This window comes from Bacillus sp. N5-665, assembly GCF_022637375.2.
GTDB lineage: Bacteria > Bacillota > Bacilli > Bacillales > Bacillaceae_G > Bacillus_A > Bacillus_A wiedmannii.
In genome coordinates, this window is record NZ_CP093325.1 from 4,337,562 (window position 1) to 4,363,716 (window position 26,155).

The 26,155-nt window shown below is 36.3% G+C and carries 23 protein-coding genes, 1 pseudogene and 1 other annotated feature; of the genes and pseudogenes, 9 read left to right on the plus strand and 15 right to left on the minus strand.

The features are described from left to right. Positions 1 to 67: 67 nt before the first annotated feature. The 4 genes from MNO09_RS24880 (at position 68) to MNO09_RS24895 (ending at position 2,522) form a co-directional block, all read left to right on the plus strand. A complete protein-coding gene (locus MNO09_RS24880) occupies positions 68 to 646 on the plus strand; it encodes a CYTH domain-containing protein (RefSeq protein WP_070168542.1) in 579 nt (192 codons plus the stop codon). Positions 647 to 826: 180 nt separating this feature from the next. Further along, the gene (locus MNO09_RS24885; protein ID WP_000043382.1) at positions 827 to 1,225 is read left to right on the plus strand and encodes a globin domain-containing protein; all 399 of its coding nucleotides are present in this window, start codon (positions 827 to 829) and stop codon (positions 1,223 to 1,225) included. Then, positions 1,225 to 2,118: a ClpXP adapter SpxH family protein gene (locus MNO09_RS24890; protein ID WP_000360654.1), complete on the plus strand. Its 894-nt coding sequence runs from the start codon at positions 1,225 to 1,227 to the stop codon at positions 2,116 to 2,118. The genes MNO09_RS24885 and MNO09_RS24890 overlap by 1 nt, the downstream gene beginning before the upstream one ends. 230 nt (positions 2,119 to 2,348) lie before the next feature. After that, complete coding sequence (locus tag MNO09_RS24895) at positions 2,349 to 2,522, plus strand: hypothetical protein (RefSeq protein ID WP_002096793.1); 174 nt, start codon at positions 2,349 to 2,351, stop codon at positions 2,520 to 2,522. A 129-nt stretch (positions 2,523 to 2,651) separates the two neighbouring features. Here the strand turns inward: MNO09_RS24895 and pepF are convergent, their stop codons facing one another. The 4 genes and pseudogenes from pepF to mecA all read right to left on the minus strand — a co-directional run bounded on the left by pepF (position 2,652) and on the right by mecA (position 8,125). Next, the gene (gene pepF / locus MNO09_RS24900) at positions 2,652 to 4,478 is read right to left on the minus strand and encodes an oligoendopeptidase F (RefSeq protein WP_000003387.1); all 1,827 of its coding nucleotides are present in this window, start codon (positions 4,476 to 4,478) and stop codon (positions 2,652 to 2,654) included. A gap of 50 nt (positions 4,479 to 4,528) precedes the next feature. Continuing rightward, positions 4,529 to 5,744, minus strand: a pseudogene (locus tag MNO09_RS24905) (competence protein CoiA). An 80-nt stretch (positions 5,745 to 5,824) separates the two neighbouring features. Then, on the minus strand, positions 5,825 to 7,369 hold the full coding sequence (cls, locus tag MNO09_RS24910) for a cardiolipin synthase (RefSeq protein WP_000799207.1): 1,545 nt from the start codon (positions 7,367 to 7,369) through the stop codon (positions 5,825 to 5,827). A 72-nt stretch (positions 7,370 to 7,441) separates the two neighbouring features. After that, a complete protein-coding gene (gene mecA / locus MNO09_RS24915) occupies positions 7,442 to 8,125 on the minus strand; it encodes an adaptor protein MecA (RefSeq protein ID WP_000350712.1) in 684 nt (227 codons plus the stop codon). A 342-nt stretch (positions 8,126 to 8,467) separates the two neighbouring features. Here mecA and MNO09_RS24920 point away from each other — a divergent pair, with 342 nt between their 5' ends. After that, positions 8,468 to 9,142, plus strand: coding sequence for a TerC family protein (locus tag MNO09_RS24920; protein WP_000362605.1), 675 nt, complete (start codon positions 8,468 to 8,470; stop codon positions 9,140 to 9,142). Between the two features lie 49 nt (positions 9,143 to 9,191). On the opposite strand, the gene spx is transcribed toward MNO09_RS24920, so the two are convergent. Further along, the gene (gene spx, locus MNO09_RS24925) at positions 9,192 to 9,587 is read right to left on the minus strand and encodes a transcriptional regulator Spx (protein WP_000258267.1); all 396 of its coding nucleotides are present in this window, start codon (positions 9,585 to 9,587) and stop codon (positions 9,192 to 9,194) included. A gap of 592 nt (positions 9,588 to 10,179) precedes the next feature. Between spx and MNO09_RS24930 the strand changes: the two genes are divergently transcribed. Then, positions 10,180 to 10,383: a hypothetical protein gene (locus MNO09_RS24930; protein WP_000559978.1), complete on the plus strand. Its 204-nt coding sequence runs from the start codon at positions 10,180 to 10,182 to the stop codon at positions 10,381 to 10,383. Positions 10,384 to 10,411: 28 nt separating this feature from the next. Here MNO09_RS24930 and MNO09_RS24935 read toward each other — a convergent pair whose 3' ends face one another. Further along, positions 10,412 to 12,058, minus strand: a complete 1,647-nt coding sequence (locus MNO09_RS24935; RefSeq protein WP_000728618.1) for a peptide ABC transporter substrate-binding protein — start codon at positions 12,056 to 12,058, stop codon at positions 10,412 to 10,414. 353 nt (positions 12,059 to 12,411) lie between these two features. On the opposite strand from MNO09_RS24935, the gene MNO09_RS24940 reads away from it, so the two are divergent. Then, a complete protein-coding gene (locus MNO09_RS24940; RefSeq protein WP_002096798.1) occupies positions 12,412 to 13,857 on the plus strand; it encodes an MATE family efflux transporter in 1,446 nt (481 codons plus the stop codon). Between the two features lie 131 nt (positions 13,858 to 13,988). Here the strand turns inward: MNO09_RS24940 and MNO09_RS24945 are convergent, their stop codons facing one another. The 5 genes from MNO09_RS24945 to MNO09_RS24965 all read right to left on the minus strand — a co-directional run bounded on the left by MNO09_RS24945 (position 13,989) and on the right by MNO09_RS24965 (position 19,703). Next, complete coding sequence (locus tag MNO09_RS24945; RefSeq protein WP_000166352.1) at positions 13,989 to 14,924, minus strand: ABC transporter ATP-binding protein; 936 nt, start codon at positions 14,922 to 14,924, stop codon at positions 13,989 to 13,991. Beyond that, positions 14,917 to 15,960 (minus strand): ABC transporter ATP-binding protein, encoded by a 1,044-nt coding sequence (locus tag MNO09_RS24950; RefSeq protein ID WP_000854348.1) that lies wholly within the window; start codon positions 15,958 to 15,960, stop codon positions 14,917 to 14,919. The genes MNO09_RS24945 and MNO09_RS24950 overlap by 8 nt, the downstream gene beginning before the upstream one ends. Before the next feature lie 18 nt (positions 15,961 to 15,978). Beyond that, entirely contained in the window at positions 15,979 to 16,995 is a 1,017-nt protein-coding gene (gene opp3C / locus MNO09_RS24955; protein ID WP_000974097.1) for an oligopeptide ABC transporter permease, read from the minus strand. Next, the gene (gene opp3b, locus MNO09_RS24960) at positions 16,992 to 17,921 is read right to left on the minus strand and encodes an oligopeptide ABC transporter permease (protein ID WP_000534165.1); all 930 of its coding nucleotides are present in this window, start codon (positions 17,919 to 17,921) and stop codon (positions 16,992 to 16,994) included. Before opp3b ends, opp3C begins: the two co-directional genes overlap by 4 nt. 126 nt (positions 17,922 to 18,047) lie before the next feature. After that, positions 18,048 to 19,703 (minus strand): peptide ABC transporter substrate-binding protein, encoded by a 1,656-nt coding sequence (locus MNO09_RS24965; protein WP_070168540.1) that lies wholly within the window; start codon positions 19,701 to 19,703, stop codon positions 18,048 to 18,050. A 319-nt stretch (positions 19,704 to 20,022) separates the two neighbouring features. Here MNO09_RS24965 and MNO09_RS24970 point away from each other — a divergent pair, with 319 nt between their 5' ends. Together MNO09_RS24970 and trpS are read left to right on the plus strand one after the other, a co-directional pair. Then, a complete protein-coding gene (locus tag MNO09_RS24970) occupies positions 20,023 to 20,403 on the plus strand; it encodes a DUF3899 domain-containing protein (RefSeq protein ID WP_001044992.1) in 381 nt (126 codons plus the stop codon). A gap of 105 nt (positions 20,404 to 20,508) precedes the next feature. Beyond that, positions 20,509 to 20,725: a binding site (T-box leader), on the plus strand. Positions 20,726 to 20,799: 74 nt separating this feature from the next. Beyond that, the gene (gene trpS, locus MNO09_RS24975) at positions 20,800 to 21,789 is read left to right on the plus strand and encodes a tryptophan--tRNA ligase (protein WP_000110999.1); all 990 of its coding nucleotides are present in this window, start codon (positions 20,800 to 20,802) and stop codon (positions 21,787 to 21,789) included. Positions 21,790 to 22,071: 282 nt separating this feature from the next. On the opposite strand, the gene MNO09_RS24980 is transcribed toward trpS, so the two are convergent. The 4 genes from MNO09_RS24980 to fabH form a co-directional block, all read right to left on the minus strand. Continuing rightward, positions 22,072 to 22,818: a YjbA family protein gene (locus tag MNO09_RS24980; protein ID WP_000966120.1), complete on the minus strand. Its 747-nt coding sequence runs from the start codon at positions 22,816 to 22,818 to the stop codon at positions 22,072 to 22,074. A 143-nt stretch (positions 22,819 to 22,961) separates the two neighbouring features. Then, on the minus strand, positions 22,962 to 23,750 hold the full coding sequence (locus MNO09_RS24985; protein ID WP_000513285.1) for a DUF2268 domain-containing putative Zn-dependent protease: 789 nt from the start codon (positions 23,748 to 23,750) through the stop codon (positions 22,962 to 22,964). A gap of 106 nt (positions 23,751 to 23,856) precedes the next feature. Further along, a complete protein-coding gene (fabF, locus tag MNO09_RS24990) occupies positions 23,857 to 25,095 on the minus strand; it encodes a beta-ketoacyl-ACP synthase II (RefSeq protein WP_000412643.1) in 1,239 nt (412 codons plus the stop codon). Positions 25,096 to 25,126: 31 nt separating this feature from the next. Beyond that, entirely contained in the window at positions 25,127 to 26,059 is a 933-nt protein-coding gene (fabH, locus tag MNO09_RS24995) for a beta-ketoacyl-ACP synthase III (RefSeq protein WP_001100551.1), read from the minus strand. Positions 26,060 to 26,155 lie beyond the last annotated feature (96 nt).

The following is a 26,155-nucleotide window of genomic DNA, read 5'->3' on the forward strand; positions in this document are numbered from 1 at the left end:
ATTGAACCAAATTTATGAAAAAGCGATAATGTGTAAAGAATTATTTTTTAAAAGGAGCGCGCATACAATGACACAAGAAATTGAAATTGAATTTAAAAATATTGTTACAGAAGAAGAATTCGATACATTATGTAAATCATTCTCTATTGAAGTATTTACGGAACAGGTGAATCACTACTTTGAAACACCGGGCTTCTCGTTAAAAGAAGCTGGCTCTGCACTTCGTATTCGTCATAAAGGAGAAACTTATACATTAACATTGAAACAACCTGCAGAAGTCGGCTTGTTAGAAACGCATCAAGTCGTAACAGAAGCCGAAGCAAGAATGATGATGGAAACAAACGTAATCATTTCAGGGGCTGTAATGGATCAACTACACAAATTACAAATTCCTGTTTCCACTTTAACTTATATGGGTAGTTTAACAACTGAAAGAGCCGAAACACTATTTGAAGGCGGAACGCTTGTCTTTGATCATAGTTTCTATTACAATCACGATGATTATGAAATTGAATTTGAAGTGCAAGATGAAGAAACAGGAAAAGCTGCATTTATTCATTTATTAAAACAGCACGACATACCAATCCGTCATACAAATAATAAAGTAAAACGCTTTTTCCTTGCCAAACAAAACAAAGCACGCTAAAGTGAAAATTCCACTAGTGAATACGTTCTACTAGTGGATATATCTCACTTTTTAAAAGGAAAAGATTCTTTTACATTTGAAAAATAAGCAAAGAACGTTATGAAGGCTGTTTATTTGCCCTCTAGAACATTCCATTGCTACAATAGATATACATTTCATGGAAAAAGGAGTTTATAAAGGATGAGCAAGCAACCGATGACACCATTTGAAGCAATTGGCGGTGAACAATGCATTGCAATATTAGTAGACACGTTTTATTCCTATGTCAGTAAACACCCTGACCTCTCTCCCATCTTCCCGGATGATTTAACAGAAACCGCTAGGAAGCAGAAACAATTTTTAACGCAATATTTAGGTGGTCCTAATTTGTACACTGAAGAACATGGTCATCCTATGTTAAGAGCACGCCATCTTCCGTTTGAAATTACTCCAAAACGAGCAGAGGCTTGGCTATCATGTATGGAGCAAGCAATGGATGACACAGGAGTGCACGGTCATATAAGAGAGTTCGTTTTTGAACGTTTAGCGTTAACTGCTCAGCATATGGTTAATACTCCAAACGAAACAGGTGAAGTGTAATGGATAAGCAGGAAGCAAAGCATATAAATATGCCATCTCCTTCCGCATGTGAGCATAAGTCTGTAGAAGCATATTTATTTATTGATCCACTTTGTAAAGATTGCTGGGAAATTGAGCCCTTTATTATTAAACTATGGCTTGAATACGGGAAATACTTCTCTATTCGTCATATCGTAACTGGAAAAGTGGACGGAACGAACGCTTCCTCACACAAATGGAATAAACCTGCTAATATTCGATTTGTGTGGGAAAAGACAACAAGTTTACAAGGTTTTTCATGTGATGGAAAGGTACATATGCAAGAAGCATCGTCAACACCATATTTAGTTTCGATGGCAATTAAGGCAGCGGAGTTACAGGGCCGAAAAGCAGGTTCGAAGTTTTTGCGAAAACTCCAAGAATACATTTTCCTTGAAAATGTATCAAACCCTGACTGTGAATTATTACTTGCATGTGCAAGAGATAGCGATATTGATGTAGAAGAATTTAAAAAAGACCTACATTCCGCTAGCGCAAAAAAAGCTTTCCAATGTGACTTAAAATTTACAAATGAGATGCATATTACAGAAATACCTTCTCTCGTATTCTTTCATGCGAATTCAGATGAAGAAGGTATTAAAATCGCTGGAACTTATTCCTACGACGTATACGTACAATTATTGAAGGAACTTGTAAAATGTGAAATTGAGCCAGAACCATTACCACCTTTAGAAGTGTTACTAGAAGCAACGCAATTTATATCTTCAAAAGAAGTAGCATTTATATATGACTGCTCACAGCAAGAGATCGAGCGTGAACTGAAAAAATTACAACTGAAACGAAAAGTACAAATGATTGACGTAAAATGTGAGCGTTATTGGAAATGGATAGCAAAAGAAAAAGACCTGGTGTAAAACACCAGGTCTTCTTCTTTACGGCTTATAAAAATATTAAAGGGGATGGGAGAAATTTTCACGTTCAAACAAAGGGGTATATGTTTGTATGTGAATTCGTTCACGCTTATTATATTACAAGATTCGACGTCAGATGACAACCCCTTTTGTCGAATTTCACACTTTTGTCACATTCTAAACGTTTTCATTTCTGAATAAGCTATAAAAAAGCTATTTTGGAGGTGTTCTGTATGAAAAAAACGTATATTTTACTTATCTTACTAGCTGTCATCGTTTCTTTTTTCTTGTACATCCTCTCTCTACTACAAGCTTTTCCTAAAATTATTGCCTTCCCTCTTTTATTTGTAGTCATTGTCATCGCTCTCTCTTATTTCAACCATAAAAAACGATTTAAAGGGTTTTAACTACAAAAATCACCTGTAAAAATGCCTTCTAATTTAGAAAAAAGAAAGAAATTCACCTTATTTTTTCGACAAATATCGACAAAAATATTTAAAACAAAAAAAGACGAGGTAAATTCCTCGTCTTTACAATTACTTCTCTTCAAATAATAATGCTTCTAATTCATTTAATTTCTCTTCAAATACTTGTAGCGCTTCTTTTACCGGTTCTGGAGATGCCATATCTACTCCAGCTTTTTTCAGCACTTCAATTGGATAATCTGAGCTTCCTGCTTTTAAGAACTCATTAATGTAACGTTCTACTGCTGGTTGCCCCTCTTCTAAAATTTGTTTAGATAAAGCCGTTGCTGCACTAAATCCTGTTGCGTATTGGTATACGTAATAGTTGTAGTAGAAGTGCGGAATACGAGACCACTCTAAACCAATTTCTTCATCGATTACTAAAGCATCACCGAAATATTTCTTATTTAAATCATAGTAGATCTCCGTTAACATGTCTGGCGTAACCGCATGTCCTTCTTGTACTTTCTTATGAATAATATGCTCAAACTCTGCGAACATCGTTTGACGGAATACAGTACCACGGAATCCTTCTAAATAATGATTTAATAAGTATAGACGCTCTTTCTTATCTTCTGTCGTTTTTAATAAATAATCGTTTAGAAGTGCTTCATTACAAGTTGATGCTACTTCCGCAACGAAGATTGAATAATCACCGTATACGTGCGGCTGCGTCTTTCTTGTATAGTAACTATGCACGGAATGACCGAACTCATGAGCAAGTGTATATAAATTATTTACATTATCATGCCAGTTCATTAAAATATACGGATTTGTTCCATATGCACCAGATGAATATGCTCCGCTTCGCTTTCCTTTATTCTCATACACATCTACCCAGCGATTTTCATATGCTTCTTTTAAAATGTCAACATACTCATCACCAAGTACGTTTAAAGACTTTAATAACATGTCTTGTGCTTCTTCATACTTCACGTTCATTTTCACTTCTGGTACAAGTGGTGTATATAAATCATACATATGAAGCTCATCAAGTCCTAGTGCACGCTTACGAATATCAATGTAACGATGTAGCAAGTGTAAATTATCATTTACAGATTCAACAAGTTGATCATACACCGCTTCAGGAATATTATTATTACTTAATGCAGCTTGACGTGCAGAATCGTATTTACGAACACGCGCATTGAAATTATTACGTTTCACAGCTCCGCTTAACGTGCTTGCAAATGTGTTCTTATATTTCCCGTATGTTTCATATACAGCTTTGAATGCATCTTCGCGCACACGACGATCATCACTTTCTAAAAACTGAATGTAACGACCATGTGTAATTTCCACTTCTTCTCCATCCTCACCTTTAATAGATGGGAATTTCAAATCCGCATTATTCAACATACCAAATGTATTACTTGACGCACTCATTACTTCAGATGCTTCTGCTAATAGAGCCTCTTCCGCTTCAGATAATACGTGCGGGCGTTGACGCGTAATTTCTTCTAATGCATGTTCATATACACTTAAGTCTCTATTTTCTTTCAAGAATGTTTGCAGTGTATCTTCTGAAATCGATAAAATTTCAGGCACAATATATGCTGTGCTACTAGATACTTGTGAATATAAATTTGTTGCGCGGTCATTTAACGCTTGATACACAGAGTTTGTTGTATCTTGATCGTAACGCATATGTGCATATGTATATAGCTTACCTAATCGCATTGAAATTTCGTCTTCATATTGCAATGCTTCAAGTAAATTGTTCGCAGAGTCACCAAGTTTCCCTTTAAATTCAGTTAACTTCGGTAATAGCTCTTTAATAGCTTGGAATTCTTTTTCCCATTCTGCATCTGTTTGGAAAATATCTTCTAATCGCCACGTACTTGATTCTTCAATTTCTTTGCGATCTGGTAATGTTTTTGCTGTGTTTTGTTCAGACATCCTTTAAGCCCTCCTTTAAATATCTCTACTTACATACAATTCGATTTTTCTTATGTAATTCCTTCACGATCAGTCTTTATTATATCCCCTTTTCCTTCTCTCATGTTGTACTTTGCCTCAAATAAAGATAAGGCATACGCTAAGCAAATTTCATCATATTTCATAACTTCCTCCTCTGTTTTTAACATAACTACCTCTCTTTTTTTCCGGTACTTATAAGTCCCTACTTTCTGCAATACACCTGTATAACATAAAAATGTCATATATTCAGCAACTGCTACTTTCCATATATGCCGTGAAAAGTACGGGAGCATGCGCCTTTTCACATACATTTTCACATAACTACATACATATTGAAGGGAAATACAATCCCCTACCGCAAGCTCACCTATACACTTTATATATAGAAAAGCTTGCCATATAAATGGATTTGTTTGAAAAGCAAATGAGGACGGGAGTGGCACACCGATTTCAGAAGGAAAATTTGCTGGGGTACATTTACATTGATATAAGAGGCGTAATAGTGACTTATGATTGTAATTCCAAATCGGCAGAGCATTTTGCCGAAAATAGCTCTTTCGCTTTTTCCATTCCTCACCTAATGTTTCTTTTCGGAAAGAGACGGGAGAAAAGAGCATTTCAAAAGTAGTCGTTTCAGTTGGTAAATAGATAATATGTGAGAAACGCGCATTTCATAAATGATTTTTGTTTCGAACAGAAGAAAATAAGAAATGGCTGAGGATAAGATTGTAAGGAGAAAGCCATAAGTGAGGAGAATTTCATCCAATATGCTGATTGCCTTTTCAATTGATTTCCACCAATGATCCAAATGACCTGTATACCAGCTCGCCAATACGAATAGGTTCGTTTGTACAGCTGCTCTATAGAAAGATTGGCGCATTGGTATTCAATCGCAATTGTTCTCCCTGCTCTCTCTATGAAAATATCTGGTCGTTGCTGAATTTCTGGAAGATAGTGCTCTATATACACAGGAAAGTTTTGACGTTTGAACCACCTATATAACAATTCTTTACCGTGCATATGATACATAGATTCTGCTTCATAAAAGGCAAGACACGCGTCCATTTTCTTATGAGCAAAATGCCAACTTTTTTGTTTCCCTAATTTCATTTGCACTTCCTTCCCGCAAGCTATGCAAAAGAAGCTTTCCATTTTACGCATACGATGTAAAAGCTCTTCATCATGATGATAGAGTAGATGAATTTTTTCTCCGTTTTCTCTTTTGGCGATAAACATCGGAATCACACCCTTTCAGCTCCTTATATTCTACAATTTATTACAAATTCCTTTTAAAAAAGAGATGTCCCAATTTCGGACATCTCTTTTTATAATAAAGGTGATAATAATCGATACGTCGATTCAACAATTCGTCTATGAAGACGCCTTTTATGAAAACGATCGACATGAATTTCACTTGATTCTTCTATATCCTCTTTATAATCTTGAACAAGTTTTCGAATGCTGTCTGTATCATATAAAAAGGCATTTACTTCAAAGTTCAAATGAAAACTTCTCATATCCATATTAGCAGTCCCAATTGAAGCTAAATCAGAATCGACAATGACAACTTTACTATGGAGAAAGCCTTTTTCGTATTCATATATCTTTACCCCTGCATCTAAAAGCTCTGGAAAGTACGATCTCGATGCGTAAAAGACGGTGCGCTTATCAGGCTTACTCGGCATTAACAAACGAACATCAATACCAGCAAGTGCCGCTACCTTTAATGCGGATAAAATATCATCATCCGGAATGAAATACGGCGTCGCAATCCAAATGGATTTCCGCGCAGAAGCAATCATGGCAAAGTATAAATGTTTAATTGTTTCCCATTTATTATCTGGTCCACCTGCAACGAGCTGTACGCCTCCCCAATGATCACCCTCAACTGCTTTCGCTTGTAAATATTCAGGGGCCAGCACAGCCTCACCAGTCATATAAAACCAATCTTGAAGGAAAATAAGTTGCAAGCTTTGAACAGCTTCACCACGCAAATATAAATGCGTGTCTCGCCAAAAACCGAAATATTTATCCTTTCCTAAATATTCATCACCAATATTTAATCCACCGACAAACCCTTCGTTTCCATCAATAATAACGATTTTCCGGTGGTTTCGATAATTAATCTTATCGTTTAAAATCGGAAAGCGCACAGGGAAAAACGGAATCATTTCTACTCCTGCATCATTCAATTCTTCAATATATGAATTCGATAATCTAAAACTTCCAACCGCATCATATAAAAAACGAACGACAACACCTTCTTTTGATTTCTGTATTAAAATATCTTTAATTTCTGTTCCAAGCTTATCATCACGCACAATGTAATATTCCATATGAATGTGGTGTTTCGCTCGTTTTAATCCATCTAAAATGGCCTGAAACGTTTCATCTCCATTTGTTAATGTTCTCGTTTCAGTTTGAAATGAAATATTTAAAGCGCCTAAGCGGTCCGCTAAACGAAATAACAGCTCTTGATGCTTATGATTGCGCAAAATCCGTTCTTCGTAATCTTCATGCCCCTTATACTGTAAAAATGCTTGTTCATCGAGCAACGCCTTCTTTTGGAACATTCTCTTCCTCCGAAAGTTCTGTCCAAATAATAAATAAGCGAAGAATCCAAATACCGGAAAAATACCTAACACAATGAGCCATGTAAGTGTTTTAGACGGATGACGGTTCTCTAAGAAAATAACGCAGCCAATTAAAAATGCAGATACCGTAAATAAAATACTAATAATACCTAAAATCGAAACATCTTTTATCCCAATTACATCCGAATAAAATGCTACATCAATAAACATACGTAACGAAACAAATAATGCGAACAATAGTAGAACAAAGAAAATCAACTTTAATGTATTTTTCATCTCTTACCTCCTTACTAAGAAAGCTTTCCTATTCTTCATATAAAAAGCCGATTTCATACTACAGAAATCGGCCTACGTTTTAGCAGGAAAATTATTGCGAATTGTTTCAAGCGCACGCTCTTTCACAATTTGTTTCCCATACTCACTTACACGATGAATTGTTAAAGTTGATTCTTCTCCGTATTCTAAAACAATACTTAAAATACGATCAATTTCTTCTTCATCATGTAGCACTTCATCGAATTCCACATATACATAATAGCGGTTCTCAAATGAATACAGCTCATCTTTTATATCTTCAAAGATAAGACGGTGGCTTAATGAAATTACATCTTCAAAATCATTAAACTTAATTAAAAAGCCAAACGTACCATCTTCGTTAAAGTTTGTTCCTGCTTGTTCTTCTACCTCTTCCACTAATTCTTGCTGGAATAATGATTCAATGCCTTCATCTAGAGGAATGTCTATAATTTTATCTACACCTATTGGTAGTTCTAGCTTTTGTCCATCCTTTGAAAGCTCTGCTTTCGTTACAAGTACTTCAATCCCTTTATCGACTGCTTGCACTTGAATCCATAACGGTCCATCAATAAAGAAATCATCATGATCACGAGCTTCGTCCATCATCTCCCAAAAGAGCTCTTCACTTCGTTCGCGGTCATACCAAATTTCTTCACGATTAAACCCTCTATCCTCTATATCAATGTACGTAATAAAAAATTTCATCGTATGGTCATTAATTCTTTCAATATCCAAAATACAACTCTCCCTTCCTGCTTAGAATTGTTATGAAGGGATTCCCCACTCATATGACAAATCAATAGATTCTTGTACTCTCATTTTATGATAAGATTCTCCAGAATGGAAATAAAATCGATTTATTTTACAAAAATAGTTATATGCCTATCTTCATTCGACCACCTACACAAATATATCATTATAGCGATTTCTCACTTATGAAAAATTTGGACATACATTTCCACCCTCCCCCGTACACTGTAATAAAGTGAAACTTTTATTAGAGAAGATTATTTAGTCTCTCTCTTCACCACATACATACAGTTCGCTTATTAAAACATCATAAATGGAGGCAGACGAATGGACTTAGAGTTTTTAACATCTGTACTAATGATTGTCGGTATCGATGTTGTATTAGGTGGTGACAACGCAATCGTCATCGCACTAGCTAGCCGAAATTTACCTGAATCGAAACGAAATAAAGCCATTTTGATTGGTACTCTTTTAGCAATCGTACTAAGAATTATCCTTACTATACTAGCTGTCTATTTACTCGACATTCCATTTCTACAACTTATCGGGGGCGTTTTACTTACATTAATTGCAGTAAATTTACTAACTGATAATAGCAACGATCTTTCTGCTATTCAGGGGAAAACAACTTTATTTCAAGCTGTGCGTACAATTGTATTCGCGGATCTCGTTATGGGGTTTGACAACGTTATTGCCATTGCAGGTGCAGCTCACGGAAGATTTTTACTCGTAATAATCGGCTTACTCATTTCTATCCCGATTATTATTTGGGGTAGCAAACTTATTTTAATACTTATGGAACGCTTTCCATTCCTCATTTATTGCGGAGCAGCGATTCTCGCCTATACAGCAGGAAAAATGGTTACACATGAAGACAGGCTTGCAACGTTCTTTCATAATAATCCAAATTTCACCACAAGCATGCCTTTCTTATTCATTTTCACTGTTCTATGCATCGGTATTATCGTGCAACAAGTTCGATTACGAAACGTGAAACATTAAAAAAAACCTTCTACTATATAATAGGTAGAAGGTTTTCATATTATTATAATTAATTTACAAGACGCTGTGCTTCACGTAATTGAAACGTTCTTACTGTACGTGGTAAGAAACGACGGATTTCGTCTTCATTGTAACCTACTTGAAGGCGTTTCTCGTCAATCATAATTGGACGACGTAAAATCCCTGGATAGTCACGAATCATCTTATATAAATCTTGAAGTGGTAAAGACTCTAAGTTTACATTTAATTCTTGGAAAACTTTCGAACGAGTAGAAATAATCTCATCCGTTCCGCTTTCTGTCATACGTAAAATCTCTTTAATTTCCTCAATCGTTAATGGATCTGAGAAAATATTACGTTCTGTATAAGGAATATGATTTTCCTCTAGCCATAATTTCGCCTTTCTACAAGACGTACAGCTTGGAGAACTATATAATGTTACCATACAAAGCTCACTCTCCTTAAAGAGTACAAATTCTGTACTAATTACAGTTTAAATTTCTAAATTCAGCAATTTTTTGCGATACCTTGTCTTAAAACAAAGTGCAAAAATCGCATTTCATGTAAGCAACAACTTTTAGCAAACAACAATTACTTTTAATAAGTAACTTCTATAATCATTATACAATAGATTTTGCAAGAAATATACAGTAAATTTCCTTCTAATTGAGAAAACTCTTCCGTGTATTCCACTGCTATGTAACATGATCACACTCACTTCATCTGTACTTTAACAATACCTCCAACCCTCTTAACGCTTGCTTTTCATAGATTATTCATATGATATATAGTTATTTTCCCAGAATCTTTCCTATAAAAAAGAGAACGTTTTCTTACCTTTTCTTGATAAATCAATTAAGAAATGTAAGACTATACAATTGAGAATTAAAAGGAACATTTGTTCTTATTTTAACAAATATTCTCATTCATGTCTATACGATTTCTAAAATAAATCAATTATTTTTCTGACATTTCTTTCTTTTTTACCTTTTATCTCATACAATAAAAATACAGACAGGCAAAGGGGGAATTTGCAAATGATTGCTTTTTTTATTGATTTTGTCACGGTTGCTGCCCTCATCATCGGAATAACAGCATTGATTGGTGTCATTACAAATAGCATTGGTGAAAAACTCTTTGGCGGAAAAGAAAAGATGAAGTTTGTTAATAAAAGTTTGGATGTGCAATCCGGCTGGAATCAAGTTGGCGGGAAAGGTATTTATAAGAAACGTACGTATTAAAAAAAGCAGGCAATCACCTGCTTTTTTCTTATTTCTCTACTGACGCCCATTTAAAGCTTAAATCGCCGCCATATTTATGGTTGTACATATTTTTAATTGATTCCCTTTGTATATATGCTCTACCACGTTGATATACTGGAACAATTGCAGCGTCATCAAGTAACATTTTCTCTGCTTCTAGTAAGTTTTTCCAACGAGCATTTACATCGCTTCCATCTTTCTTCGCTTTCATGATAATTTCATCATATTTCGGATTAGAGTATTTCATTTTATTTTGCGATCCGTCCGTCACAAACATATCAAGGTATGTAACTGGATCTGGGAAGTCTGCACTCCATCCAGAGAATGACATCACATAATCGCCCGCATCTTCTAGTTTTAGTTTTTGCGCAAATGGTTGTTGTTTAATTTTCACTGTTAAACCTGGTAAATTCTTTTCTAATTCACCTTTTAAATATTCACCTGTTTTCTTCGATAATTCAACATCTTCATTTAATAACTCTAATTCGATTTCATTTTTACCAAGCTCTTTTTTACCAGCTTCCCAATATTTCTTCGCTTCTTTCACGTTTGGTTTTACAATATCTCCATTTACAGCACGGAAGTCTTTCTTATCTGGCCCTTTAATGAAGTTATCAGGAATTAATCCTGTTGCTGGCTTAGAACCGTTATTTAATAATGTATCAACGAACGGCTTACGTTCAAAAGCAAGTGAAATTGCTTTACGAATATTTTTATTTGCTAAAGCTGGGTCTTTTTGATTTAAACGAAGGAAGAATACAGATGTATCTTCTACTGTTTGGAAATCTGGTTTTCCTTTATATTTATCGATGAACTCTGCTAATAACGTCGCTCGATCGACTGCGTTTGTTTCATATAAATTAATTGGCGTAGACGTATCTTTTACAATATTAAAGTTTACTTCCTCAATCTTCACTTCTTTATTGTCCCAATATGACGCGCTCTTTGTCATTTTAAAGCTACGTTCATGTTGCCAATCACTTAATGTAAATGGTCCGTTATAAAGTGTTGTATTCGCTTCCAAACCAAACTTCGTACCTTGCTCTTTCACAAACTTTTCATTCACAGGATAGAAGATTGGATATACCATTAAATCTACAAGGTATGGAATTGAATTGTCTAATTCCACTTCTAATGTATGATCATCAATCGCTTTTACGCCTAATTGATCTGGACTCATCTCTTTTTTATTAATTTTCTCTGCATTTTTTATATCATACATAATGTACGCTGATTTCGCAGCTGTATCTGGGTTAATCGCTCTTTGCCATGCGTATACGAAATCCTTCGCCGTCACAGGTTCACCATTTGACCATTTTGCGTCTTCACGTAATTTAAATGTATATTTTTTACCGTCTTCTGACTTTTGGAATTCCTTCGCTACACCAGGAACTAGCTTATCATCTTTTCCTAAACTGTATAAGCCTTCCATCGTATTAGTCATTACTCTTGAAGAAACTGCATCAGCTGATAACGCTGGATCCATCGTTGGAATTTCTTGTGTTTCAATTAAGTTAATAACTTGCTTCGCACCGCTTTTCCCGCTATCCCCTTTTGCGTTCGCTTGCGGCTCATCTTTTTGGTAGCTACATGCCCCTAACATCATGCTCATCGCTACTGTTGATACTACAAAAACTGGCATCTTTTTTTTCATACTTCCACCCTCCACAAAAAATGTTAGCCCTTTCATTTTCAAACAAATAGAAATATATATATGTTCTAACAATTCATATTATACATACAAATATATTTTTTGTATATTTATATTTCTATTTTATTAAAATTTTCTGTAAAAAAATAAACCTTTGTAAACGTTTCATATTGCCGATTATCCTTACTAAAGTGTTAATAATAACTGTTTTTATATTTTTCTAAATTATCAGAGAAAAATAAATTTTATATATCATAATACTTTGTGCATAATTATCCTTCTCTATTTATCATAAAATGGCGCTCCCTTCATAATAAAGATATGTAGGTTAAAATGAGTGCAAAGGATAAGAAAGTATGTTACGATACACTTTGCTAAAAATAGATATCGGTAAAGAGGGGACGGACATGACAGCAATTCAGGCAAAAAACGGGCCGACAGAGAAATTAAGTTTATTCTTATTAACATGGCCTATTTTTCTAGAAGTTTTTCTATTTATGTTAATGGGGATCGCTGATACTTTCATGTTAAGTGCATTATCAGACGATGCTGTATCTGGGGTTGGTGCAGCGAATCAATACCTCCATATCGCTATTTTGGTACTTGAAGTCATCGGGAACGGCGCAGCTATCGTCGTATCTCAATACCTCGGTTCCAAACGTTTTATGGAAGCATCTAAAATATCAGCTTTAGCCGTCACATTAAATTTAGTGGTCGGACTCGTTATAAGCGCTGGTTTTCTATTATTTTCAAAACATATGATGATGACAATGAACTTACAAGGCGATGTACTCATGTATGCACAAAACTATTTATCCATCGTCGGAGGAGCTATTTTTCTTCAAGCTATTATTAATTCATTAGCTGCAATTATCCGCGTACACGGCTTCACAAAGCAAGCGATGTTTATTTCACTTGGAATGAATATTATTCATATCGCTGGAAACTACGTACTCATTTTTGGGAAATTTGGTTTCCCAGAGCTCGGTGTACAAGGGGCTGCCATTTCTTCTGCTGTCAGCAGATTAATCGCACTTATCGTTTTCTTCTGGTTACTGTACCGCGTTATGGAATACCGTGTGAAATTACAATATTACTTCACCTTATCTAAAGAATACATCGGGAAAATTTTAAAGATCGGGATTCCATCTGCATTTGAGCAGGTTATGTATCAAGCTTGTCAAATTGTCTTCTTATACTATGCAACATACTTAGGAACGGAATCATTAGCGGCTAGACAATACGCTACGAACATTTCTATGTTCACTTATTTATTCGCGATTGCGATCGGTATGGGAACAGCCATTATTATCGGACGCCTCGTTGGCGGTGGTGAAAAAGACGAAGCGTATGAACGCGTATGGAAAAGTGTAAAGTGGGCAATTGGAGTCACTTTATGTATGGTCGCTCTCGTTATTACATTCCGTACACAATTAATGGGACTATTTACAGATAATCCGCACATTATTACGTTAGGTGCATCAGTTCTTTTACTAAGTGTACTACTTGAAACGGGACGTACAATGAATATCGTCATTATAAATTCACTTCGCGCAGCTGGTGATGCAAAGTACCCCGTTTTAATCGGTGCATTCTCTATGGTGTTAATGAGTTTACCACTCGGCTACTTTTTCGCCTTCCATTTAGATATGGGGCTCGTTGGTATTTGGCTAGCGATTGCTATTGATGAATGGACACGTGCCATCATTATGTTCTTCCGCTGGAAAAGTAGAGCGTGGGAACGTTATGCACTCGTTAAACCTGAAGAACAAGAGGAGAGTGTTTCTGTTCAGGCACAGTAATACTCGTTTAATTAAAATGCATTCATCGGAAAATAACATTTATATTCACTTACCGACAAATGTTAACAATACAACTGTTTATAGAATAGAAAAAGAGCCATCCTTCTGTAGCGGAAGAATGGCTCTTTTTCTTATTGATAAATCTCTTTATATTTCTTATACTCTGCTTCAGAACATAATACGAAATGTCCTGGGCGAATTTCACGCATTGTTGGTGCTTCACTAGCATAATCATGCTGAGATGGATCGTATACGATACGTTTACGATTGCGCTCATAATCTGGATCTGGAAGCGGAATTGCTGATAATAGTGATTTCGTATATGGATGAATTGGATTCGCATATAACTCTTCACTTGTTGTTAGCTCAACGATTTGACCACGGTACATTACGCCGATGCGATCACTAATGTATTTTACCATTGATAAATCATGGGCAATGAATAAGTATGTTAAACCTTTTTCTTTTTGTAACTTTTTCAGTAAGTTTACAACTTGCGCCTGGATTGAAACATCAAGTGCTGAGATTGGCTCATCGGCAATGATAAATTCAGGTTCTACAGCAAGTGCGCGAGCGATACCGATACGTTGACGTTGTCCACCTGAGAATTCATGCGGGAAACGGTTTGCGTGCTCTTTATTTAAACCAACTGTGATTAATAATTCATGAACACGGTCCATACGCTCTTTTTTGCCTTTTGCTAATCCGTGAATATCAATACCTTCTGCAATAATATCCCCTACTGTCATACGAGGGTTTAATGATGCATATGGATCTTGGAAAATCATTTGCATTTTACGGTTGAACTTCTTCAGTTGTGCGCGTGATTTTTTACCATGTACATTTTCACCATCGAACAATACTTCACCAGCAGTTGCATCATATAAACGAATAATCGTTCTTCCAGTTGTCGATTTACCACAACCTGATTCTCCTACAAGACCAAATGTCTCTCCGCGGTAAATATCAAATGAAATATCATTAACCGCTTTGACAACACCACCACTCACGTCGAAGTGCTGCTTTACATTTTTTACTTCAATTAATTTCTCACGTTGTTTAGTCATGTTGTTCACCTGCTTTCATTTGAAGAATGCGTTTTTCAACAACTGCCGGCGGTCTTACTTCTGGAGCTTGCTCGTGAAGTAACCAAGTTGCCGCGTAGTGTGTATCACTTACTTTAAATAAAGGTGGGTCCATTTCAAAATCAATTTTCAGTGCCTGCGGGTTACGTGGTGCAAAAGCATCTCCCTTTGGCGGCTTTAATAAATCTGGAGGCGTTCCAGGGATTGCATATAACTCTTCTTCTGAACCATCTAAACTTGGCATAGATGCGATTAGGCCCCAAGTGTACGGATGTTTTGGATTGTAGAAAATTTCATCAACCGTTCCAATTTCAACAACTTTACCAGCGTACATAACTGCTACGCGGTCCGCAACGTTTGCCACTACACCTAAGTCATGCGTAATGAAAATGATTGCCGCTTCTGTTTTTTGCTGAATGTCTTTCATAAGCTCTAAAATTTGCGCCTGAATTGTAACGTCTAACGCTGTTGTCGGCTCATCGGCAATTAATAATTTCGGGTTACAAGCTAACGCCATCGCAATAACTACACGCTGTCTCATACCACCTGAGAATTGGTGAGGATATTGTTTTAAGCGCGCTTCTGGATTCGGAATACCTACAAGGTCGATTAATTCTAACGCAACTTTACGTGCATCTGCTTTACTCATCCCTTGGTGTTTAATAAGGCCTTCCATAATTTGATTTCCAATGGTCATCGTTGGGTTTAATGATGTCATTGGATCTTGGAAAATCATCGCGATATCTTTACCGCGCACTTGTTGCATTTCTTTTTCTGTTAATTTCGTTAAGTCACGACCTTCAAATACGATTTCACCGTTTTTAATACGTCCTGGAGGATTCGGAATTAATCCCATTAACGCTTTAGAAGTAACTGATTTACCAGAACCAGATTCTCCTACAATCGCTAATGTTTCTCCTTTTTTCAAATCAAAAGTAACACCGCGTACAGCTTGTACTTCACCTGCATGTGTATCAAAGGAGACTTGCAAATCTTTTACCTCTAGCAATGTTTTCATTTTTACTTCTCCCCTCTTTTACTTACGCATTTTTGGATCTAACGCGTCGCGTAATCCGTCTGCCATTAAGTTGAATGCTAAGATTAACATACTGATGACAACCGCTGGGATGAACATCATATGTGGATACGTTTGAATTGATTTATAACCATCGTTTACAAGAGAACCAAGTGATGCGAATGGTGGCTGAATACCTAAACCGATAAAGCTTAAGAACGCCTCACCAAACACTGCTGTTGGAATTGTAAACATTGTCATTACGATAATTGGTCCCATTACGTTCGGGATTAAGTGTTTTACAATTAACTGTGTATTTGTTGCACCTAATGTACGAGATGCTAATACGTATTCTTGATTTTTTAATTTCAGGATTTGTCCACGAACGATACGCGACATCCCTATCCAACCTGTAATCGCCATTGCGAGTGTAATTGACCATATACCAGATCCCATAATGATTACCATTAAAATAACGATGATTAAGTATGGAATACCGTTAATAATCTCCATAATACGTTGCATAATATTATCTACTCTACCGCCATAGAACGCTGAAATACCTCCATAAGCAACTCCAATTACTAAGTCAATCGCCGCTGCTAAAAGAGCGATATATAATGATACACGCGTACCTTCCCATGTTCTTGTCCATAAATCGCGTCCAAGATCATCTGTACCAAACCAGAAATACTCTTTAATATCACGTTTTTCATATTGGTCAACACCATATTGATCTGTACCGTCAAATGGTAGCCAATGAACATTTTCAATAACAGGAATTTTCGGTGGTAATTTCGCACGACCTAAGTCTTGCTCTTTATAAGAATGCTTACTTACCATCGGTCCTAAAACTGCTAGTAATATAATAAGCGCTAATAAAACGAAACCGAACATCGCTCCTTTATGTTGGAACAAACGTCTTCTTACATCTTGCCAAAACGTTAAGCTTGGACGGGCAATGACTTCATTATCCACATTATTTTGATTGGCTTGTTGAAATAAATCTGGAGATAATTTTTGTACATCTTTCATCATTTTTTCCCTCCCGCTAAACGAATTCGAGGATCAATAATTCCGTATAAAATATCGACAATGAAAATAACTAAGATGAAAATCGCACTATAGAAAATTGTAGTTCCCATAATAACTGTATAGTCATTTACTGTAATAGATTTAACGAACTGTTCCCCCAGTCCTGGTACAGCATATATTTGCTCAATAACTAATGTCCCTGTAATTAAACCTGCAACCATTGGTCCTAAAATTGTTACAACTGGAATTAACGCGTTACGAAGTGCGTGTTTGATAATGATAACGCCTTGGCTAATTCCTTTCGCTTTCGCTGTTAAAATGTAGTCAGCTTGCATAACTTCAATTAACTCTGCACGAGCGAAACGTGCGATTGTTGCGATAACTGCCATCGATAAAGCGATTGTAGGCATTACGGTAAACTCTGGTCCTTTCCAGAATGCTACTGGGAACCATCCAAGTTTTACCCCTACGAAATATTGTAGTAATGCGGCGAATACGAACGATGGTACCGACATCCCGAGTACGGAAATAATTGTCGCCCCATAATCGACCCACGTATTGTTACGAAGTGCCGCAACGATTCCTAAAATTAAACCGATAAATGTTCCTAATATAATCGCCTGTAAACCAAGTTGTGCTGATGGTCCAATGCGATCCACAATCATATCTGTTACTGGACGGTTATCATATTGGAATGATACCCCTAAATCACCTTTTGCTAAGTTACCTAAGTAACGTGCATATTGAACTGGTACTGGATCATTTAAACCATATTTTTCAAGAATGATTTCTTTTTGTGCCGGTGATAGTTTCTCCTGGTTTTTAAGCGGAGAACCCGGAAGTAATTTCATCAAAAAGAAAGTCAGTGTAGTAATTAAAAATAATGTCAAAGCCATGTACACGAAACGTTTTAATACATAACGTCCCATAGTCAAGCACCTCCCCGTTTTTCTCAAAAGCAATAAGATAGTTTAAAATATTCTTACTTTTATTTTTTTAAAATAAGAGCATATGCCCATCATAGGCATATACCCTAGTAAACGATGGAAAAAAGATTATTTTTGTTCAACAGATGCCCATTTGTAAGTTAATTTACCACCATAGTTAATTGGGATAATATCTTTTACGGCACCTTTTACTACATACGCTGAACCTTTTTGGAAGATTGGAGTGATAACAGCATCCTCTTTAATTAACATCTTCTCTACTTCTAATAGGTTGTCCCAGCGTGCTTGTAAATCTTTTGTATCTGTTTTAGCTTTTAGAATTAACTCATCATATTTCTGATTAGAATAGCCTGTTTTATTTTGAGAACCATTCGTAACAAACATATCTAAATATGAAATTGGATCTGGGAAATCTGGTCCCCAAATACCAAACGCAATATCATATTGCTGAGAATCTTCTAATTTATTTTTTTGTGCGAATGGCTGCTGTTTAATTTTAATCGATAAACCTGGTAAGTTCTTTTCCATCTCACCTTTTAAGAATTCACCAACTTTTTTCGCATCTTCATTATCGAAGTTTAAGAATTCTAGTTCGATTTTATCAGTGCCAAGCTCTTTCTTCGCTGTTTCCCACAGCTTTTTCGCTTCTTTTGGATCTGTTTCAACTAACTTTCCATTTTCAGCTCGGAAATCTTTTTTATTCGGACCTTCAGCGAAATCTTTTCCAACAAATCCATAAGCTCCAATTGCACCATTATTCAAAATAACTTTCGCAATGTTATCACGGTCAAAGGACATTGAAATTGCTTTTCTTAAGTTTTTATTGCTTAAGTATTGATTACTTTGATTAAATCTTAAGTAAGCAACCCCTGCTTCTTTTCTTGTGTGGAATTCTGAGCTTTGTCTAAACTTATCAACAAATTCTGAAGATAGAGCCGCACGATCAATCGAGTTTGTCTCATATAAATTTACATCAGTAGATGTATTTTTTACAATATTAAAGTTAATTTCTTCGATTTTAACCGTTTTATTATCCCAATATGATGGGTTTTTCTTAAACTGGAAGCTTTGTTCATGTTTCCAATCACTCATAACAAATGGCCCATTATATAATGTTGTATTTGCCTCTAATCCAAACTTCTCACCTTGTGCCTTTACAAAGTTTTCATTTAGTGGATAAAATACTGGATACACTGTTAAATCAACAAAGTAAGGAACGGGATTATCTAATTCCACTTCTAATGTATAGTCATCAATTGCCTTTACACCTAATTGGTCAGCAGGTAATTCTTTTTTATGAATCTTCTCTGCATTTTTAATGTCGAACATAATGTACGAATACGTCGCTTTTGTATCTGGATTTACTGCTCTTTTCCATGAATACACAAAGTCTTTTGCTGTTACAGGTTCCCCATTCGACCATTTCGCATCTTTTCTTAATTTAAATATGTATTTCTTCCCATCATCTAACTTTTGAACATCTTCAGCAACTCCTGGCATTCTCTTTTGATCTTTGCCGATACGATATAAACCTTCCATCGTATTATTTAATGCTGTAGAAGATGCAGAATCAGATGCTAATGATGCATCCATTGACGGAATTTCAGATAACTCTGTTAAATTAAGAATCTGCTTTCCATTACTACTACTCGTAGCATTTTCTTTCCCTTTTGCTTTTGCGTCATCTTTTTGGTAGCTACACGCGCCAAGCAACATACTTGCAGTTAACGTCGATGCAAGTAATAACGGTATCTTTTTCTTCATGTTGTGTTGCCTCCCCTAATTGCACTTCCTGTACCCTCACTTGTAAAAAAGTAGAATTGAAAGAATAATCTCCAAGTTTCTACAATTTTCATTATACATATAATATAACAATTGTGAATATAGTTTTTTGTTTTTTTGTTAAAATTTTTAATAAAATATTTATTTTTTTATTTTTTTGTAAAGGGATACGTTAACATTGCTACCATCATCTTGAAATCAGACCTTTAATTGCGTATAATTTTCAAAAAATTAATTCTAGTACATATTATAGCTTTTATAGTATAATAATTCTAGTAATATTTTGACGGAGGGGAACATTTTGAATAAAGTTTTTTTTCATACTTGTATACTAATTTTCATAGCGATAATCGCTTCTAGTATTGGCGCATTCCTCGTTTCATCGCAATTTTTGTTGAATTTTGTCAACATATCGTTTTATGTCGCACTATTTTTTATTCTTATAGGCGGTTTTTTATTCATATTTCAAAATGGATTTTTTAACGTAACAATTTACGCCTTCCAAAGAGTATTTGGTACGAACAAAAAAATTGAGTCTTTAATTGAAGAAGTAGAGGAACCTGTCGATAAGAAAGAACGTATTTATAAAACATATTCATTCAAATGGACGTATCCAATTTGCATTACCGGTATCGTTCTTGGGTTGTTCTCGACCCTCATTAGCTTTACTATTTTGATGTAGTTTGCAAACACTATCCCATATGATATAATAATCAGCAAAACATTTTGTTATAAAACTTTAGTTCTTTCATATTAAAAGAGCTTAGGTAACAATAAATAAATTTATATGTATGCGATGATAAAGAAGAGTACATATTGAGGCAATTTCAGAGAGCTTGTGGCTGGTGTGAACAAGTAATTGCGCAGTATGGAATGGGCTTTTGAGCACCAAACCGAACCGAAAGTAGTAGGCTTTGGCGTTATATCCAAACGTTATTATGGATTAGAGAGATTTCACAGTAGTGAAATAATTAGGGTGGTACCGCGGTCCATTCGTCCCTATAGTTTTTGGGATGAATGGGCTTTTTTGTTTGCCTTCTCTTCCCCATCACGCATTCAAATTTAGGAGGAATTACTTATGTCAGTTATCTTTTCTGGTATTCAGCCGAGTGGAACGATTACACTTGGAAACTATTTAGGAGCTATGAAGCAATTTACAGAGCTTCAAAATGAACACGACTGTTATTTCTGTATTGTAAACCAACACGCGATTACAGTACCTCAAGATCCCGTACAACTTCGTAAAAACATTCGCAGTCTTGCTGCACTTTATGTAGCATGTGGCATCGATCCTGAAAAAGCTACTCTATTTGTACAATCAGAAGTACCAGCACACGCTCAACTAGGATGGATTATGCAATCAGTTGCTTACGTTGGAGAATTAGAGCGTATGACGCAATATAAAGATAAATCTTCTGGTAGAGATTCAGTTCCAGCTGGATTACTAACGTATCCACCATTAATGGCTGCTGATATTTTACTTTACAACACTGAAATCGTACCTGTTGGTGATGATCAAAAACAACATATGGAATTAACACGCGACCTAGCAGAGCGTTTCAACAAACGCTTCCGTGAAGTGTTCACTGTCCCTGAAATTCGTATTCCAAAAGTAGGAGCTCGCGTTATGTCATTAACAGAACCTACGAAAAAAATGAGCAAATCTGATCCGAATCCAAAAGCAATGATCAGTATGCTTGATGAACCAAAAACAATTGAAAAGAAAATTAAAAGTGCTGTAACTGATTCTGAAGGTATCGTGAAATTTGATAAAGAAAACAAACCTGGCATCTCTAACTTATTAACAATCTACTCTTCATTCTCTGGAAAAACAGTTGAAGAAATCGAAGCAATGTACGAAGGAAAAGGATACGGCGACTTCAAAGGCGACCTAGCACAAGTAGTCGTAGAAGCAATTCGTCCAATCCAAGACAAATATAACGAACTAATCAACTCACCAGAACTAGACGAAATTCTAGACAAAGGTGCAGAAAAAGCAAACCGCGTTGCATTCAAACAACTACGCAAAGTAGAAAACGCAATGGGACTAAGTAGAAAACGTAGGTAACTTATAAAGCGGAAGCGGCTCGTTCAGAATGTGAGGGGGATGGAGCTCCTGACGTAGAGGCGGGTTTTGCCTCGCAGGAAGGCGCGAAGCCACCGAACATTCTTGCCGCTGGAGCTGGATTTCTATATAAAGCGGAAGCGGCTCGTTCAGCTCTGACTAGCTAGGGTTCTTTCGCATAGAAGACGCTTTTTGTCTTCTTATGCGGAAGGTTCTTAGACGCGAAGGGCTAGGAGCCGGAGCTAAGTTACAACAAATTAAAAAAACCGCCAATTGGCGGTTTTTTTAATTTACCTTTTGCTCGTTTTCCATTTCCCATAACTTTTCAAAAAATGGCTGTCCTTTTACAAGACGCTCGCATAATTGTTCGTGCTTCTCAGACCAGCCTGTTTTCGCTTCATCATACAGTTTAGCCCAAATATCTTCAAATTCCATATGTTGAACCATTCCGTATGCTGATGGATCCCACTCTGTGAACCAATAGCGAATTTCCGCTGTGTTTTTCGTTGTATGTAATTGATCTAACGCCATAAATAATAATTGTTTCAGCTGTCTTTCTTTACGAGTTAAGCCATTCATAATGAAAGGTGATGGTGATAAAATATGATGTTCTTTTTCCATTTCTTCTACTTGGAACTCATACTTTTCTGCTTGTACGTTTTCTACCATCTCATATACCATCTGCTCTTGGCGCGGTATAAGTCTGCTCTTTCGAATTGGTACATTGTAACCAATTGTGTCGATCGCAATAATTCCTTTTCCATCTGTAACAACAAAGCAATACTCTTGCTGCAAACGTTCATGATTTTTACGAATATATGCCTTATGATGTACGTCTTCCAACATTTTTTGCGGAAGCTCTAACAATTCGTCCTCGATGTAATGATATAATGTGGCATCTACTTTTAATAATGGCACTTGATCTAATAGCTCAATCGTATCATCTTTCCGCCATTCGTAAAAATGACAAACGTTATACCCATTCTCTTCACCTTCAAACCAATTTACCCATACATCATGTAGATATAACATTCACTACCCCTCACTTCACTACTGTTTGTATCAATCATTATGTTCAATTTTTCTTAACTTTATTCCACCTAAGGAAATATATTCTAATTATTATTTCTTCTTCTATTAATACTAAAAAAAACAGGAAATAGAGCTCCTGTTTTTTATATATGAAATGTATTTGCTTTATTCAATATTTCTTTTGCATCTATAGATAATAAAGAAAGTGTATCTTCTCCTTCCAATGTTACACAATCTTTGACAATATGAAATCCAAGCGCATAACCAAGCATCTTCGGATAAGAGTGAAATCCATTTAATAAGATGTCGTGCTCCCTTGTTCCTCGTTTTATACTTATTCTTTCATGTACAACATTTTTCCAATAATAAATAGCCTCTTCTTTTGAAAGATACGTCGTCCACGGTGCATTGTTTTTTTCTGAATATCTTTCCGTTACCGCTTGCTCAGCTAGCCCTTCCATAATCATCGTATCAAGTAATGTATATTCTGTTTCTTTCGTCTCAATTTGATGTAACCTGCATATGTGATGATATTCATGCGCCAATAACACCTTTAATTCTTCCACCGAATTCCGTCCACATACGAATAAGAAAATAACATGACGCATAGATAATCCAGCCCTACCGTTATACTCTTCTTGTACAGTTCGATTATAGGAATCTGATAATAAAATAAAGACAGGGACATCTGGACCTTTTAACCAATTTTTTAGTTTCTCATACTCCGTACGTAACTCTTTCCAAATTTCCTTTTTCTCTAACTCTTTAATTTCCTGTTCTCCTCGCATAACCGGGCGATACATACCTTTAGAAATTAAAAAGCGATACAATCTTTCTTTTGGCAGCGGGATATACTTCGTAAACTTCTCACACAGCTTTTCTGGCCGTCCATAATATAGATGTAACCACTCAGCAGTTTCAACAATCCCCATCTTTATCCCTCCTTTTTCTTATGTATATGCAAAAGGAGAAAAAGGCGTAAAAATAAATAAGGAGTTTTTTCGTAATATGCTACGAAAAAACTCCTTATTTCATCTATTATTTATACGATTTAAATACTAATACTGCGTTATGACCACCGAATCCTAGTGAGTTACTTAATACTGCATTTACTTCTTGTTGTCTCGCTTTATTCGGTACGTAATCTAAGTCACATTCTGGATCTGGTGTTTCATAGTTAATTGTTGGAGGGATTACTCCGTCTGTAATTGATTTAATTGAGAAGATCGCTTCAACAGCACCAGCTGCTCCTAATAAGTGACCTGTCATTGATTTCGTTGAGCTAATTGCTACTTTGTACGCATGCTCACCGAACGTTTCTTTAATTGCCATCGTTTCATACTTTTCATTCGCATCCGTACTTGTACCGTGCGCATTAATGTAATCAATATCTTCTGGCTGTAGACCTGCATCCGCTAAAGCTTGACGCATTGCACGCACGCCGCCTTCACCGCCAGGAGCCGGCATTGTAATATGGAATGCATCGCCAGTTGCACCATAACCAGCGATTTCCGCATAAATGTGAGCACCACGAGCTAATGCGTGCTCTAATTCTTCAAGAATTAAAATACCTGAACCTTCACCCATTACGAAACCGCTACGATTTTTATCAAATGGACGGCAAGCTGTTGCTGGATCTTCATTAAATGTTAATGCTTTCGCTGAACTAAATCCGGCAAATGCCATACTTGTTAACGGCGCTTCTGCTCCGCCTGTTATCATTGCATCAGCATCACCGCGTTGAATCGCTTTAAATGCATCACCAATTGAGTTTGCACCAGATGCACAAGCCGTTACAGAACAAGTGTTAATTCCTTTTGCTCCTGTTGCGATCGATACTTGACCTGCTGCCATATCTGGAATCATCATTGGTACGAAGAATGGACTCACGCGGCGCGGACCTTTCTCAGTAAAAATCTTAAATTGTTCTTCGTATGTTTCCATACCGCCAATACCAGAACCAATCCATACCCCAATTCGAGGTCCGTTTTCTTCTGTAATTTCAAGCTTTGCATCTGCAACTGCCATTTTCGCTGCTGCTACTGCATATTGTGTAAAGCGATCCATACGGCGCGCTTCTTTTTTATCAATATATTTCTCGACTTCAAAGTCATTAATTTCTGCTGCTACTTTTGCTGGAAATAGTTCCGGATCAATTCTTGTAAGTCGTCCGATTCCAGATACACCCTTTTTAATGTTTTCCCACGCTGTTTCAACATCTGTTCCGATCGGTGTAACAGCTCCTAGTCCTGTAATTACGACCCTCTTTTTCTCCATACAAAATACACTCCTTTTTTTCTCTCAGTCCTTATTTACCCCAACGAAGAGCAACTGCTCCCCATGTTAATCCGCCGCCGAAACCAACAAGTATAATTAAATCACCATCTTGAATACGTCCATTTTGCAATTCCTCTACCATTGCAATTGGAATTGAAGAAGCTGATGTATTACCAAACTTTTCAATTGTCATACTCATTTTTTCTTGTGGTAAATTTAATCTCTCTCTTGCAGATTCCATAATACGAATATTCGCTTGATGTGGTACTAAAAAATCCACATCCTCTTTCGTAAGTCCCGCTTTTTCTAACACGCGAAGACAGGAATCACCAAGTTGGCGAACAGCAAATTTAAAGACTTCTCTGCCGTTCATCATAACATACTCGTCTTGATAAAGATGCTTACCGCCGCTTCCGTCTGCTCCTAATTCGAAAGATAGAACGCCTCTTCCTTCTGAAACAGCCCCCATTACGATAGCACCGGCTCCGTCTCCAAATAGTACTGCTGTATTTCGATCATTCCAGTCTACAATTTTAGATAGTTTATCACTACCAACTACTAATACATTTTTATAAGTTCCCGTTTGAATAAATTGCTGCGCTGTAATCATTCCGTACATAAAACCAGCACACGCTGCACTTAAATCCATTGCGGCTGCGTGTTTTGCGCCAATGGCTTCTTGAATGACACAAGCTACTGCTGGGAATGCGCGATCTGGTGTTACTGTTGCCACTAAAATCAGATCGATATCCTCTCCACTAATCCCGGCATCTTCAAGTGCTTTTTTAGAAGCCTCTACCGCCATATATGAAGTATCTATTGTATCATCGGCAATGCGTCTTTCTGCAATTCCCGTTCTCGTACGAATCCATTCATCAGATGTATCTACGATTTTCTCTAAATCGTGATTTGTGACTACTTTTTCTGGCACATATCTTCCGATTCCTAAAATGCCCACGTTCACATCGCAGCCCTCCGTTTTATATCAATTATTATGACTTGGTACTAATTTTAAAACATAAATGTATTTTTGTCTAGAATATATTTCAGCTAAAACATA